The 13,197-nt window shown below is 60.7% G+C and carries 9 protein-coding genes and 1 pseudogene; 5 read left to right on the top strand and 5 right to left on the bottom strand.

Features of this window, described 5'->3' with window-relative positions:
- Window positions 1-242: 242 nt before the first annotated feature.
- On the top strand, window positions 243-1,634 hold the full coding sequence (gene fumC / locus AC5YUO_RS14665; protein ID WP_496153802.1) for a class II fumarate hydratase: 1,392 nt from the start codon (window positions 243-245) through the stop codon (window positions 1,632-1,634).
- 206 nt (window positions 1,635-1,840) lie between these two features.
- Window positions 1,841-2,773, top strand: a complete 933-nt coding sequence (locus AC5YUO_RS14660) for an alpha/beta hydrolase (protein ID WP_496154874.1) — start codon at window positions 1,841-1,843, stop codon at window positions 2,771-2,773.
- A 217-nt stretch (window positions 2,774-2,990) separates the two neighbouring features.
- Here AC5YUO_RS14660 and pyrG read toward each other — a convergent pair whose 3' ends face one another.
- The 4 genes from pyrG to AC5YUO_RS14640 form a co-directional block, all read right to left on the bottom strand.
- Window positions 2,991-4,619 carry a CTP synthase gene (gene pyrG, locus AC5YUO_RS14655; protein ID WP_035223457.1) on the bottom strand — a complete coding sequence of 543 codons (1,629 nt, stop codon included), beginning with the start codon at window positions 4,617-4,619 and terminating at the stop codon, window positions 2,991-2,993.
- Between the two features lie 159 nt (window positions 4,620-4,778).
- Window positions 4,779-5,243 (bottom strand): preprotein translocase subunit SecG, encoded by a 465-nt coding sequence (gene secG, locus AC5YUO_RS14650; RefSeq protein ID WP_496153801.1) that lies wholly within the window; start codon window positions 5,241-5,243, stop codon window positions 4,779-4,781.
- 115 nt (window positions 5,244-5,358) lie between these two features.
- A complete protein-coding gene (gene tpiA, locus AC5YUO_RS14645) occupies window positions 5,359-6,129 on the bottom strand; it encodes a triose-phosphate isomerase (RefSeq protein WP_496153800.1) in 771 nt (256 codons plus the stop codon).
- Between the two features lie 212 nt (window positions 6,130-6,341).
- On the bottom strand, window positions 6,342-7,223 hold the full coding sequence (locus AC5YUO_RS14640; protein WP_496153799.1) for an alpha/beta hydrolase: 882 nt from the start codon (window positions 7,221-7,223) through the stop codon (window positions 6,342-6,344).
- 224 nt (window positions 7,224-7,447) lie between these two features.
- Between AC5YUO_RS14640 and parE the strand changes: the two genes are divergently transcribed.
- The 3 genes and pseudogenes from parE to AC5YUO_RS14625 form a co-directional block, all read left to right on the top strand.
- A complete protein-coding gene (parE, locus tag AC5YUO_RS14635) occupies window positions 7,448-9,571 on the top strand; it encodes a DNA topoisomerase IV subunit B (protein ID WP_496153798.1) in 2,124 nt (707 codons plus the stop codon).
- Window positions 9,572-9,922: 351 nt separating this feature from the next.
- Entirely contained in the window at window positions 9,923-12,202 is a 2,280-nt protein-coding gene (locus AC5YUO_RS14630) for a methyl-accepting chemotaxis protein (RefSeq protein WP_496153797.1), read from the top strand.
- Window positions 12,203-12,338: 136 nt separating this feature from the next.
- Window positions 12,339-12,500: pseudogene (locus AC5YUO_RS14625) on the top strand (hypothetical protein); the annotation flags it as partial.
- 86 nt (window positions 12,501-12,586) lie between these two features.
- Here AC5YUO_RS14625 and AC5YUO_RS14620 read toward each other — a convergent pair.
- A complete protein-coding gene (locus AC5YUO_RS14620) occupies window positions 12,587-13,195 on the bottom strand; it encodes an ATP-dependent Clp protease proteolytic subunit (protein ID WP_496153796.1) in 609 nt (202 codons plus the stop codon).
- Window positions 13,196-13,197 lie beyond the last annotated feature (2 nt).

The raw sequence follows: 13,197 nt of genomic DNA, 5'->3' as shown, positions 1-13,197 counted from the left end.
GTTCGAACACTAGAAAAAACCCGGTTTTCCGGCCATTTCGCGCCGTAGTAAAAATGACACGCCGGCGCCTTTTTCTCCCTGCGCCGTGCCGCGCGGCAAAATCGCTTTTATGCGGCGGGAAATATCTGCCTCTGCCGCATTGCAGCGCTTTCATTGCCGGCGCGATGATTCTATATATCGGCCGCGCAAGGCGGGCGAAGGCGCCGTTTTGGCGGAGGAACACGAGTAAAAAGGCAAGATTGATGACAGCCACACGGACGGAAACCGATACATTTGGACCCATTGAAGTTCAGGCCGATCGCTATTGGGGCGCGCAGGCGCAGCGCTCGCTCGGCAACTTCAAGATCGGCTGGGAAAAGCAGCCCGCCTCTGTCGTTCGTGCGCTGGGCATTGTCAAGCAGGCTGCTGCCCGCGCCAACATGGCGCTGGCCGGTCTCGACCCCAAGGTCGGCGACGCCATCATCGCCGCCGCGCAGGAAGTCATCGACGGCAAGCTGACCGAGCATTTCCCGCTCGTCGTCTGGCAGACCGGCTCCGGCACCCAGTCCAACATGAATGCCAATGAGGTGATTTCCAACCGCGCGATCGAGATGCTCGGCGGCGAAATGGGCACCAAGAAACCGGTTCATCCGAACGACCACGTCAATATGAGCCAGTCCTCGAACGACACCTACCCCACCGCGATGCACATCGCCTGCGTGGAAGAAATCGTTCATCACCTGCTGCCGAGCCTCAAGCACCTGCACAAGGCGCTGGAAGCCAAGGTCAAGCAGTTCGAAAAGATCATCAAGATCGGCCGCACCCACACCCAGGATGCGACGCCGCTGACGCTTGGCCAGGAATTCTCCGGTTACGCCGCGCAGGTCGCCTCCGCCATCGCCAACATCGAAACCACCCTGCCCGCGCTCTCCAAGCTCGCCCAGGGCGGCACGGCGGTCGGCACGGGCCTCAACGCTCCCATCGGTTTCGCCGAAAAGGTCGCCGACGAGATTTCCAAGATCACCGGCCTTTCCTTCGTCACCGCCCCGAACAAGTTCGAAGCGCTCGCCTCGCACGATTCCATGGTCTTCTCCCATGGCGCGATCAATGCGGCGGCTGCGGCACTCTTCAAGATCGCCAATGACATCCGCTTCCTCGGTTCCGGCCCGCGCGCCGGTCTCGGCGAATTGTCGCTGCCGGAAAACGAACCCGGCTCGTCGATCATGCCGGGCAAGGTCAACCCCACCCAGTCGGAAGCGCTGACGCAGGTCTGCGCCCACATCTTCGGCAACAATGCAGCACTTTCCTTCGCCGGTTCGCAGGGCCACTTCGAGCTCAACGTCTATAACCCGATGATGGCCTATAACTTCCTGCAGTCGGTCCAGCTTCTGGGCGATGCGGCCGTCTCCTTCACCGACAATTGCGTCGTCGGCATCGAGGCCCGCGAAGACAATATCAGGAAGGGCGTTGAAAACTCGCTGATGCTGGTGACGGCGCTGAACGGCAAGCTCGGTTACGACATCTGCGCCAAGATCGCCAAGACCGCGCACAAGAACGGCACGACGTTGCGCGAAGAAACCGTTGGTGGCGGATACCTCACCAATGAGGAATTCGACCAGTTTGTACGGCCGGAAAACATGATCGGCCCGAAATAAGCCGGTCACATGCAACGGACATGGAAACGGGCCTTCGGGCCCGTTTTTGTTTGTTCAATTGACACGGCACAGGGCGGCCGTGACATCGCTGGCCCGAACCGGAATATGCGGTTGCCTCCATATTGACCTGTTGGTTTTTTATATCGGCCTCATACACTGCTCTTCCGGGAAAATACCGGATCCAAATGCGCGATGAGGATGACGTCATGATCTGCCGCCGCAGCCTGCTTCTTGCGGGCGCATTCCTCGCAACAGCGATGAAAGTCCCAAATCTGCTTGCTGAGAACAATCGGTCTCGCATTGCCCTTTGGCCCGGCCTGCCTCCCGGTGGCGGTGGCCCGGACGGCCCTGCGGAAATCAGCAAAAAAGGCGCAGTCACCAACATCGCCACACCAAGCCTTGAGATATTTGCCCCAGACAGGCCCAATGGGTCCGCAATGATCATAGCGGGTGGCGGCGGATATAAACGCATCGAGGAAGGCAAGGAATCCTATCCCGCTGCACGCTGGCTCGCGGCAAGAGGCATTTGCGCTTTTGTCCTCAGCTACCGCCTGCCAATTGAAGCATGGGCCGCCGGGCCGCTCGCACCGCTTCAGGATGTGCAGCGCGCATTTCGTCTGGTGCGTGCACGCGCCCCGGAATGGCAGATCGATCCACACAGGATCGGCGCGCTCGGCTTTTCTGCGGGCGGACACCTGATGGGGCTCGCCGCCGCCCGCTCGGCTTTCACATCTTACGAAGGCGTCGATGACATCGACAGGCAATCAGCCCGGCCGGATGTCGCAGCGCTGATCTATCCGGTCATCACGCTTGCAGCTCCCTATGACCGCACATCAACCCGCAGATCGCTTGTCGGCAGGCACCCGGCAGATGAAGCAACGCGGCAATGGTCGGTGGAAAGCCATGTGAGCAAAGACTGCCCTCCGGTCTTCCTAACACAGGCGGATGACGACCGGATTTCCGACCCCGCCAATAGCCGTATCATGCGAGAGGCCTGTGAAAAGGCTGATGTGGATGTCGAGTTTCGTCCGATCGCATCCGGCGGCCACGGCTTTGGCATGGGCAAGGCCGGCACCCCAACGGAAGAATGGCCCAACTGGTACGAGACGTGGTTGCGGAAGCATGATTTTCTGGAGTGAGGCACGCTCGCGAACAATCACACCGTGCATCTTCGGACGAGTTGTACCCTCTCCTCCGTCATCCTCGGGCTTGACCCGAGGATCCATAACCGTCGAACAGTGGATCCTCGGGTCAAGCCCGAGGATGACGGAGAGGGTGTTTTGGTGAAGGGTAACGGGCCTCTCCACCCCAACAAAAAGGGCCGCTGTCGCGGCCCTCTTTATCTCATTCAAACCGTCAAACCAGCCGGCTCTGTTCCACCGCCGCTTCGATGAAGCTTGCAAACAGCGGATGCGGATCGAGCGGACGGCTCTTCAGTTCGGGGTGGTACTGAACGCCGATGAACCACGGATGGTCAGGATATTCCACCGTTTCCGGCAGGACACCGTCCGGAGACATGCCGGAGAAAACCAGACCGCATTCTTCCAGCCGGTCCTTGTAATCCACGTTCACCTCGTAACGGTGGCGGTGGCGCTCGGAAATATCCGTCGTGCCGTAGATATCGGCGATCTTGGTGTCTTTCTTCAGCGCCGCCTTGTAGGCGCCGAGACGCATCGTGCCGCCGAGATCGCCCTTGGAGGAACGCTTCTCCAGCTCGTTGCCCTTGACCCATTCGGTCATCAGGCCGACGACCGGCTCGGATGTCGGACCGAATTCGGTCGAGGATGCATTTTCGATGCCGGCCAGATGACGTGCCGCTTCCACGACCGCCATCTGCATGCCGAAGCAGATGCCGAAATACGGCACATTGCGCTCGCGCGCGAACTGCGCCGCCATGATCTTGCCTTCCGAACCGCGCTCGCCGAAGCCGCCGGGCACCAGAATGCCGTTGACCTTTTCGAGATAGGGCGTTGGATCTTCCTTTTCGAAGACCTCGGACTCGATCCATTCCAGCTTGACCTTGACGCGGTTGGCAAAACCGCCGTGATGCAGCGCCTCGATCAGCGACTTATAGGCATCCTTGAGGCCGGTATATTTGCCGACGATCGCAATCGTGACCTCGCCTTCCGGCGTACGGATACGGTTGCAGACCTCTTCCCACTGTTCCAGGCGCGGCTTCGGCGCCGGCTCGATGCCGAAGGCGGCCAGCACTTCCGAATCGAGGCCTTCCTTGTGGTAGGCAATTGGAACGTCATAGATATTCGCCACATCCAGCGCCTGGATGACGGCGGAAGGACGCACGTTGCAGAACAGCGAAAGCTTGCGGCGTTCGGCTTCCGGGATTTCCCGGTCGGCGCGCACCAGCAGGATGTCGGGGTGGATGCCGAGCGCCTGCAGTTCCTTGACGGAATGCTGGGTCGGCTTGGTCTTCAATTCGCCGGCTGCCGGAATATAGGGCATCAGCGTCAGGTGAAGATAGATCGCCGTGCCGCGCGGCAGGTCGTTGCCGAGCTGACGGATCGCTTCCATGAACGGCATCGCCTCGATGTCACCCACCGTGCCGCCGATCTCGCAGATGACGAAGTCGTAATCGTCATTGCCTTCGATCACGAAATCCTTGATCTCGTTGGTGACATGCGGAATGACCTGAACGGTTGCGCCGAGATAATCGCCGCGCCGTTCCTTGTCGATGATGTTCTTGTAGATGCGACCGGTGGTGATGTTGTCGGTCTTGGTGGCCGAACGCCCGGTAAAGCGTTCATAGTGGCCAAGGTCGAGGTCCGTCTCGGCACCGTCGTCAGTCACGAACACTTCGCCGTGCTGTGTCGGGCTCATGGTGCCGGGATCAACGTTCAGATAGGGGTCGAGTTTACGAAGCCGCACCCGATAACCACGGGATTGCAACAAAGCTCCGAGTGCTGCCGCGGCGATGCCCTTGCCTAGAGAGGAGACCACGCCGCCTGTGATGAATACATATCGCGCCATGGGATTCACCGGATACCTTTTTACCTCTGATTCCGCCAGCCCAAATTTCATGCTGTTGCAAATTCGCTGTTGACGAATTCACAGTTCAACTGGCCGGAATGCGAACAAAAGAAAACCGGCAGGCTTTTGGCCTGCCGGAGCGTTAAATCAAAACCGGGCTTATTGACCGGTCGGAACTGCGTTCGGATCGGCGGGCTGCGCCGGGGCCGGAGCGGCCGTGCCGGAAGCGGCCGGAGCCGGGGTGGTCTGCGCCGGAGCGGCAGCACCATTATTGGTCGGAACGCCATTTTCAGCCGGAGCCGGAGCGGGCGTCGAAGGCGTCGTCGCCGGGCCGAGCGTATCGAGAATGCCGTTACCCTGGCCCTGCGTGGCCGGAATACGGTTCAGAATATCGGTCGGGCGCGATTCGTAACGGGTCAGAAGACCGAGGCCGAGCGACGTCAGGAAGAACAGCGCGGCGAGGATCGCGGTGGTGCGCGTCAGCGCATTGGCCGTTCCGCGCGCGGACATGAAGCCCGAACCGCCGCCGATGCCGAGGCCGCCGCCTTCGGAACGCTGGATCAGGACCACGCCGACAAGCGCCAGCACGATCATGAGGTGAATAACAATCAAAACGGTCTGCATGACAATCCATTCCATGCCCCGCGCGGAGCACCATAAAGAAGGTTTTGCGGCTCTTTACATGAGGCGAAGGCTTATTCCAAGCCCCTTTCCCGCTCCACGCGCAGGAAAGCTCCGATCAAGCCGTCAGTTGCTCGTATGCCGCATAGATGGACAGGAAGTCCGCGGCTTTCAAGCTCGCGCCGCCGATCAGCGCACCGTCGACGTTTTCTACGCCCATCAGTTCCAGCGCATTGGCGGGCTTCACCGAGCCGCCATAAAGGATGCGCATGGTCTTGCCGGCATCGCCGAAACGCTTGACGAGTTCGTCGCGCATGAAGGCATGGGCCTCGCGCACGTCCTGCGTGGTCGGGGTCAGGCCGGTGCCGATCGCCCAGACGGGTTCATAGGCGATGACGGTGTTTTCGGCGGTTGCCTCATCCGGCAGGGAGCCGGCCAACTGGCGCTTGAGAATATCGAGCGTCTGGCCCGCCTTGCGCTCATCCGCCGTTTCGCCGATGCAGACGATGGCGATGAGATCGGCCTGATGGGCGGCGGATGCCTTGGCGCGCACCAGATGATCCGTCTCTGCATGGTCGGTGCGGCGCTCGGAATGGCCGACGATGACATGGGTGCCGAAGCAGTCGGCAATCATTTCGGCGGAAATATCGCCGGTATGTGCGCCGGATGCATTCTGATGGCAATCCTGTCCGCCGATCATCAGCGGGCTGTCGTCGCACAGCGCCGTTGCCACATAAAGCAGCGTCGAGGGTGGGCAGATCAGCGCATCCACCTTCTCGGACAGCGCGCCCTTGACGCCCTCTGCCATGGCCTTGATCTGATCGAGCGAGGCACGCGTGCCGTTCATCTTCCAGTTTCCGGCAACAAGCGGTCGAACATTCGGCGTCATGCGTATCCCATTCCCTTTGTCTCGTGTCCGCCTCTGGCGGCACCCCTTCCCTCAGCCGTGTGACGGCCCATAATCGCGACAGAAACACTGCCGGAAATCCCGGGTTATTCCTTTAACCTCAGCTGGCAAGAAATGGTACAAAAAAGCGGCCCAAAGGTTCAAAACGATGGGCATTTTCCAAAAAATTGCCGTTACTGACCCACATGACGACCTCAGCGGCTCAAAATCCAGTTCAGAACCGCCCGCCAGTCGGTCATGCGCACCGGTGTGCCGTGGCTGCCGGTCTCATACCGCGTGAACCGCGCCGGCTCGCCGGCCTTCAGCAAGGAGCGGAAGATCGTTGCCTGCTGATCCGCCGAATAGACCTTGTCGGCGCTGCCATGGGTGAACCAGATGGGCTTCTTCGCCTTGGCAAAGACGCTTTTCGGAAAATCGGGATCGACGGCACCGCCGAGGATCGCCATACCCTTCAGATTGGCGACAGCAGCCTTGTCGCGGCTGATGCCATAGCAGATGAAACTGCCCATCGAGGCGCAGGTCAAAATGACAGGCCTGCCACCCGATTTTTTGGCCGCATCGGCAATCAGCGCCGCGATATCGGCAACGCCGTTTTCATCGAAGGAGCGCACGCTCGGCGCATAATAGGTTCCGCCATTGGCCACAGCGAGGTTTTTCAGCCGGTTGAAATTGCCGCCGAACGTATAGTCGTTCATGCCAAGCCGCCGGTCGCCGCCACGTCCGTGGATGAAGATGACCGTCAAGGCCTGCCCGCTCGCCGGCCCGACGCGGCCGACATCAAGCGCCCTGCCCTCAACGGACACGGTTTCCAGCGCCTGCGCCTTCTTCGGCGCCATATCCACATATTGCCGTTTCACCCGCCGCTCCGGCACCTCGTCGCGGCCGTTGATGTCCCGCATCTCCTGATAGTCGATGACCTCGGAAGCGCCGCCATCGCCGGTGGAAAGCACCGTCTGGGCGGAAAACAGCTCATCCTTGAAGGGCCTCAGCGGTCCTTCTGCGGCCATCGCCGCAACCGGCATCACCGCAACAGTCAGGCTGAAAAGAGTACAAAACGTGAAATGAGCTGTGGACATGCCTTGGCTAACCGTTCATTCGTGGCTGCGAGACTTGCCATCGCAAGGCCGGCAGCGCAATCCTCCTGTTGCGAAACCCTGACACAATCGTGGCATAGGATGCGCCGCGTTTGCCAGATGCGCCGCTTCAAATCGGACGGGAACCGCGTTTGGCGTTATGATTGACGCTGATGGCATAATGATTCGCATGGCGAAATTCTGACACACGCTTTTGAACTTTGGACATGATGGACGACAGCAACGATCTCTTCTCCGGTCTTCCGGCGGCACGAAACAGCGAAACGGAAACGGACGGGGATGCCGCCAAGACACCGGCGACCGCGGCCGCCACCGTGCCCGCAAACCTGAATGTGCAGCCGAAACCCGCAGCTGTTGCGGCCGTCACGCCGCCTGCCCCTCCGGCCCCGGTGTCTCCGTCCGGTGATGACTACGGCGCCTCGTCGATCCGCGTGCTCGAAGGGCTGGAGCCGGTGCGCATGCGCCCCGGCATGTATATTGGCGGCACCGATGAGAAGGCGCTGCACCATCTCTTCGCCGAAGTCATCGACAACTCCATGGACGAGGCCGTCGCCGGCCACGCCAATTTCATCGAGGTCCATCTCGATACCGAAGGTTTCCTGACGGTCACCGATAACGGCCGCGGCATCCCGGTGGAAAACCACCCGCAGGTGCCCGGCAAGTCGACGCTCGAAGTCATCATGACCAAGCTGCATGCCGGCGGCAAGTTCGACGGCAAGGCCTATGAGACGTCGGGCGGCCTGCATGGCGTCGGTGTTTCCGTGGTCAATGCGCTGTCCGATCTTCTCGAAGTGGAAGTGGCGCGGAACCGCAAGCTTTACCGCCAGCGCTTTTCGCGCGGCCTGCCGATCGGTCCGCTGGAAGAGCTGGGTGACGTGCACAATCGCCGCGGCACCCGCGTGCGTTTCCATCCCGATCCGCAGATCTTCGGCGACCACGCCAAGTTCGAACCGGCCCGCATCTTCCGCATGGCCCGCTCCAAGGCCTATCTCTTCGGCGGCGTCGAAATCCGCTGGAGCTGCGATCCCGGCATGGTGCCGGCCGATGGTGAAATCCCCGAAAAGGCGGTCTTCCATTTCCCCGGCGGCCTGAAGGATTATCTCGCCGCCACGCTCGGCAAGGAATTCACCGTCACCCGCGAGATTTTCTCAGGGCGAACCGAAAAGACCGGCGGCCACGGCGCGCTGGAATGGGCCGTCACCTGGTATGGCGGCGATACGCAGATCCATTCCTATTGCAACACCATTCCGACCCCTGAAGGCGGCACGCATGAGGCGGGCCTGCGCATCGCGCTCACCAAGGGCCTGAAGAACTATGCGGATCTGACGCAGAACAAGCGCGCCAAGGATATCACCACCGATGACGTGATGATTTCGGCCGCCGGCATGCTCTCGGTCTTCATCCGCGAGCCGGAATTCGTTGGCCAGACCAAGGACAAGCTCGCCACCGTCGAGGCCCAGCGCATCGTCGAAAACGCGCTGCGCGATCCCTTCGACCATTATCTCGCCGGCAATCCGGGCGAAGCGGCGAAGCTCCTCGACTGGGTGATCGAGCGCGCCGAAGAGCGCCTGCGCCGCCGCAAGGAAAAGGAAGTCAACCGCAAGACGGCGGTGCGCAAGCTGCGCCTGCCCGGCAAGCTGGCGGATTGCGCCCAGAACACCGCCGAGGGTGCCGAGCTTTTCATCGTCGAGGGTGACTCGGCTGGCGGCTCGGCCAAGCAGGCGCGCAACCGCGCCAATCAGGCCATCCTGCCGCTGCGCGGCAAGATCCTCAACGTCGGCAGCGCCAGCCGCGAAAAACTCTCCGCCAACCAGCAGATCGCCGATCTCATCCAGGCGCTCGGCTGCGGCACGCGGACAAAGTACCGCGAAGAGGATTTGCGGTATGAGCGCATCATCATCATGACCGATGCCGATGTCGACGGCGCCCATATCGCCTCGCTGCTCATCACCTTCTTTTACCAGGAAATGCCGGAACTCATTCGCGGCAATCATCTCTATCTGGCCGTACCGCCGCTCTATGTCATCCGTCAGGGTGCCAAGAGCGCCTATGCCCGCGACGACGCCCACCGCGCCGAGCTGATGGAAACCGTCTTCAAGGGCAAGAAGGTCGAAATCGGCCGCTTCAAAGGCCTTGGCGAGATGATGGCGCAGCAGCTGAAGGAAACCACCATGGATCCCGAAAAGCGCACCCTGCTGCGCGTCGAGATCGACGATGTGGATTTCGAAGGCACCCGCGAGGCCGTCGATAATCTGATGGGTACCAAGGCCGATGCTCGCTTCCGTTTCATTCAGGAACGGGCGGCCTTTGCGGATAATCTGGATATTTAACAAGACTTACGCACGGTCTCCTCAAAAACTGAAGTCCATCCCCGCAGGGGTGGATTTCCGGCAGGAGGCGCTTGCGGTCGCGAGCCGAAACCGCCTTCTTGCCGGCGTGGGCATCCTGCAAGCGCAGCAATTGTCGAAAATGCAATAATACTAATAGAAACAATTATTTAGCCGAGCAAATATAGCGGCCGAATATCCCTTTCGCCTTATCGATTCTTAAACCTTCGGCGGTTAACTCCTTCAACTGCGCGAAATGTTTTCGCGGTCTCACGCCGGTCGGCCCGGCATGTCCTTTTCCAACCGTGAAGCAATCGCTCGCGTCCGCTTTATGCCGGCGAATGGAGAATGAGGATGTTTTTGAAAACCGCTACCGCCCGCAACATGTTCGCCATCGTTTTTGCCGGAGTTTTGACGACTGTGGCGACTGCCGGGGTGCTGTTATGGCTCTCCTATCGCGCGGTGGAAGAACGCTCGATCTCGGAGATGCGCAACGCCGCCAAGACCAGCGCCGCGAATGTCGAGACTTTTTTTGCCAATGCGACGACGCTCGGCAGAAATATGCGGACAGCGCTGCACACCGAAAAGGCGACGGGTAATCCGAGCCGTGAGGCGATAGATCGCCTGTTCAAGCGGTTTCTCGAAGACAGCCCCTTCGCCGTCGGCATCAGCACCGGCTGGGAACCAAACGCCTTCGACGGCAAGGACAACGAGTTCGTCAATGCGCCAGGCCATGACGCGACCGGCCGTTTCGTCCCCTATTTTTCGCGCAAGGATGGAAAAGCGTTCGAGGAACCGCTCGCCGACTATGAAACCCCCGGCCTGGGCGACTATTACATCATTCCGCGCAGGACCGGTAAGGACCTGATGACCGAGCCATACATCTATCCCGTCAATGGCAAGGACGTGTTCATGACCTCGTTCATGGCGCCGCTGCTTTTCAACGGCAAGTTCGGCGGTGTGATCGGCGTGGATATCGCGCTCGATTCCCTGTCCGCCGACCTTGCGAAGCTCAAACCGCTTGGAGAGGGATATATCGCGCTTCTGAGCAAGGATGGCCATATCGTCAGCCATCCCGACGCCAAAACGCATGGCAAAGCCTTGAAGGAGTCTGGTCTGGACGCCGCCGCATGGCAGAGCCTGATCGACAATCCGGGCGTCGCCCGCGAATTGATAGATGCCGCCGGCACCCGCCACATCATGCTGGCCGTTCCCGCCCATGTTCTGACGGATACGACCTGGTTCACCATCGTCTCAGTGCCGAAATCGGTGCTGTTCGCCCATCTTTCGGTACTGGCGATCACCTCCATCGCCGTGATAGCGCTCGCCGCCGGACTTATGGTCGCCATTGGCTGGCTGCTTGCGGCACGCTTCGGCAGACGCCTCAACCGCGTCATTTCCGCCACCAGTGAGATCGCTGAGGGTCGTACGGATGTGGATTTATCCGAATCCCGCCACTCTGACGAAATCGGTGAAATGGCCCGGTCGCTCGGCGTGCTGCGCGATGCGACGATCGCAAAGATGCGCCTCGAGAACGAAGCCGAACGCAACCGCGCCCTTTCCGACGAAGAGCGCGCAATACACGCCGCGGAGGCCGTCGAGCGTGAAAACGAGACCCGCGCCGCCGTCGAGGCGCTGGCCGAGGGGCTGCAGAAGCTCGCCGACGGCGACATGACCCATCGCATCGAAAAAACCTTCGCCGGATCGCTCGACCAGCTTCGCCACGACTTCAACGCCTCGCTGGAAAAGCTGCAATCGACGCTTTCCGCCGTCAACAGCAACGCCGAGGCGATCCGATCCGGCTCCGAGGAAATCCGCACCGCATCCGATGATCTCGCAAGGCGTACCGAGCAGCAGGCTGCCTCCGTGGAGGAAACGGCGGCCGCGCTGGAGGAAATCACCACCTCGCTCAAGGATGCGACGCGGCGGGCCGACGAGGCGGGCCAGCTCATCGTGCGCACCCGCGCCGGTGCGGCAAAATCCGGCGAGGTCGTGCGCCGCGCGGTCGAAGCCATGGGCGGGATAGAGAATTCATCGCGCGAAATATCCAGCATCATCAGCGTTATCGATGAAATCGCCTTCCAGACCAACCTGCTCGCGCTGAATGCGGGCGTCGAGGCGGCCCGTGCGGGGTCCGCCGGCAAGGGCTTCGCCGTCGTCGCCCAGGAGGTGCGCGAACTGGCGCAGCGCTCCGCAAGCGCCGCCAAGGAGATCAAGACGCTCATCACCAAATCCGGCGAGCAGGTCCATATGGGCGTCGCACTTGTCGGAGAGACCGGGGTGGCGTTGACGGAGATTCTCGACCAGGTTCAGGAGATTGACCGCAACGTCACGGCAATCGTCCGCTCGTCGCATGAACAGACGCAGGGTCTTGGCGAAATCAATTCGGCGCTGAACGCCATCGATCAGGGCACCCAGCAAAATGCGGCCATGGTCGAGCAACAGACGGCGGCGAGCCACGCTCTTGCAAACGAGGTCGCCGCGCTGAACCGGCTGATCGCGCAATTCCGGCTGGGCCGGCTCGACGCAACCGCCTTGCGGACCGTCAATGCCGATGAGCGGGACCTTCGCCCGGTTCTTTCCGGCGCACGCGCGCTCGGCAACAGGCTGGGCAAGGCTTTCGGCATGAAATAACAGCGACTCGCCGCCTCCGGCCGTGAACGCTTTATCCGCTCGCGCGTTTTCATCCCGCCTGATACTCTTCGGGCCGGGAGCGATCAAAACAAGTGACTGCATTTACGGTCTTCATCGTCATTCTTCTTCTGGTCACACCATGGATCCCGAAAAGCGCACCCTGCTGCGCGTCGAGATCGACGATGTGGATTTCGAAGGCACCCGCGAGGCCGTCGATAATCTCATGGGCACCAAGGCCGATGCCCGCTTCCGTTTCATTCAGGAACGGGCGGCCTTTGCGGATAATCTGGATATCTGATCATCCGGATGAACCCTTGAAACGCAGCGCATGGCGCTGCCTTTTGTGTTGATGTGGAGACGATATCCTGCGGTTAGTGCCCGGCCCTAAGCCGCCGCATCCTCGCGCACTTCCAGAATGCGGTCGATCAGGCCCCATTCCAGAGCCTCCTGCACCGTCATGAACCGGTCACGATCCATCGCCGTTTCGAACTCTTCGTAGCTGCGCCGGCAATGTTCGGCATAAAGCCGCGTCATGCGGTGTTTTGTCTGGCGGATTTCTTCGGCATGGATGAGCATATCCGATGCCTGCCCCTGGAAGCCGCCGGAAGGCTGGTGAATTAGGATGCTGGCATTGGGCAATGCCGCCCGTTCTCCCGGCGCGCCCGCCATCAGCAGGAACGATCCCATCGAGCGGGCCGTGCCCATGCAGAGCGTGTGAACCGGCGCACGAATGTAGCGCATCGTGTCGTACATCGCCAAACCGCTGGTAACCACACCGCCCGGCGAATTGATATAGAGATGGATCGGCTTCTTCGGGTTTTCCGCCTCGAGAAACAGCAACTGCGCGCAGACCAGCGCGGAAACCGTATCGTTCACCTCGCCGTTGAGGAAGATGATCCTCTCCCGCAACAGGCGGGAATAGATATCGAAAGACCTTTCCCCCCTGGAGGATTGTTCGACTACCATAGGGACGAGTTGCATCGCTTCGCGCATCG

The organism is Agrobacterium sp. LEGMi-208b (assembly GCF_059511785.1).
The sequence above is the reverse complement of the archived record's forward strand: the minus strand, read 5'-3'. Positions and strand labels throughout refer to the sequence as shown.

Coding starts and splice junctions, on each gene's coding strand:
- fumC (WP_496153802.1), top strand. CDS start 243: ATGACAGCCACACGGACGGAAACCGATACATTTGGACCCATTGAAGTT.
- AC5YUO_RS14660 (WP_496154874.1), top strand. CDS start 1,841: ATGATCTGCCGCCGCAGCCTGCTTCTTGCGGGCGCATTCCTCGCAACA.
- pyrG (WP_035223457.1), bottom strand. CDS start 4,619: ATGGCGCGATATGTATTCATCACAGGCGGCGTGGTCTCCTCTCTAGGC.
- secG (WP_496153801.1), bottom strand. CDS start 5,243: ATGCAGACCGTTTTGATTGTTATTCACCTCATGATCGTGCTGGCGCTT.
- tpiA (WP_496153800.1), bottom strand. CDS start 6,129: ATGACGCCGAATGTTCGACCGCTTGTTGCCGGAAACTGGAAGATGAAC.
- AC5YUO_RS14640 (WP_496153799.1), bottom strand. CDS start 7,223: ATGTCCACAGCTCATTTCACGTTTTGTACTCTTTTCAGCCTGACTGTT.
- parE (WP_496153798.1), top strand. CDS start 7,448: ATGATGGACGACAGCAACGATCTCTTCTCCGGTCTTCCGGCGGCACGA.
- AC5YUO_RS14630 (WP_496153797.1), top strand. CDS start 9,923: ATGTTTTTGAAAACCGCTACCGCCCGCAACATGTTCGCCATCGTTTTT.
- AC5YUO_RS14620 (WP_496153796.1), bottom strand. CDS start 13,195: ATGCGCGAAGCGATGCAACTCGTCCCTATGGTAGTCGAACAATCCTCC.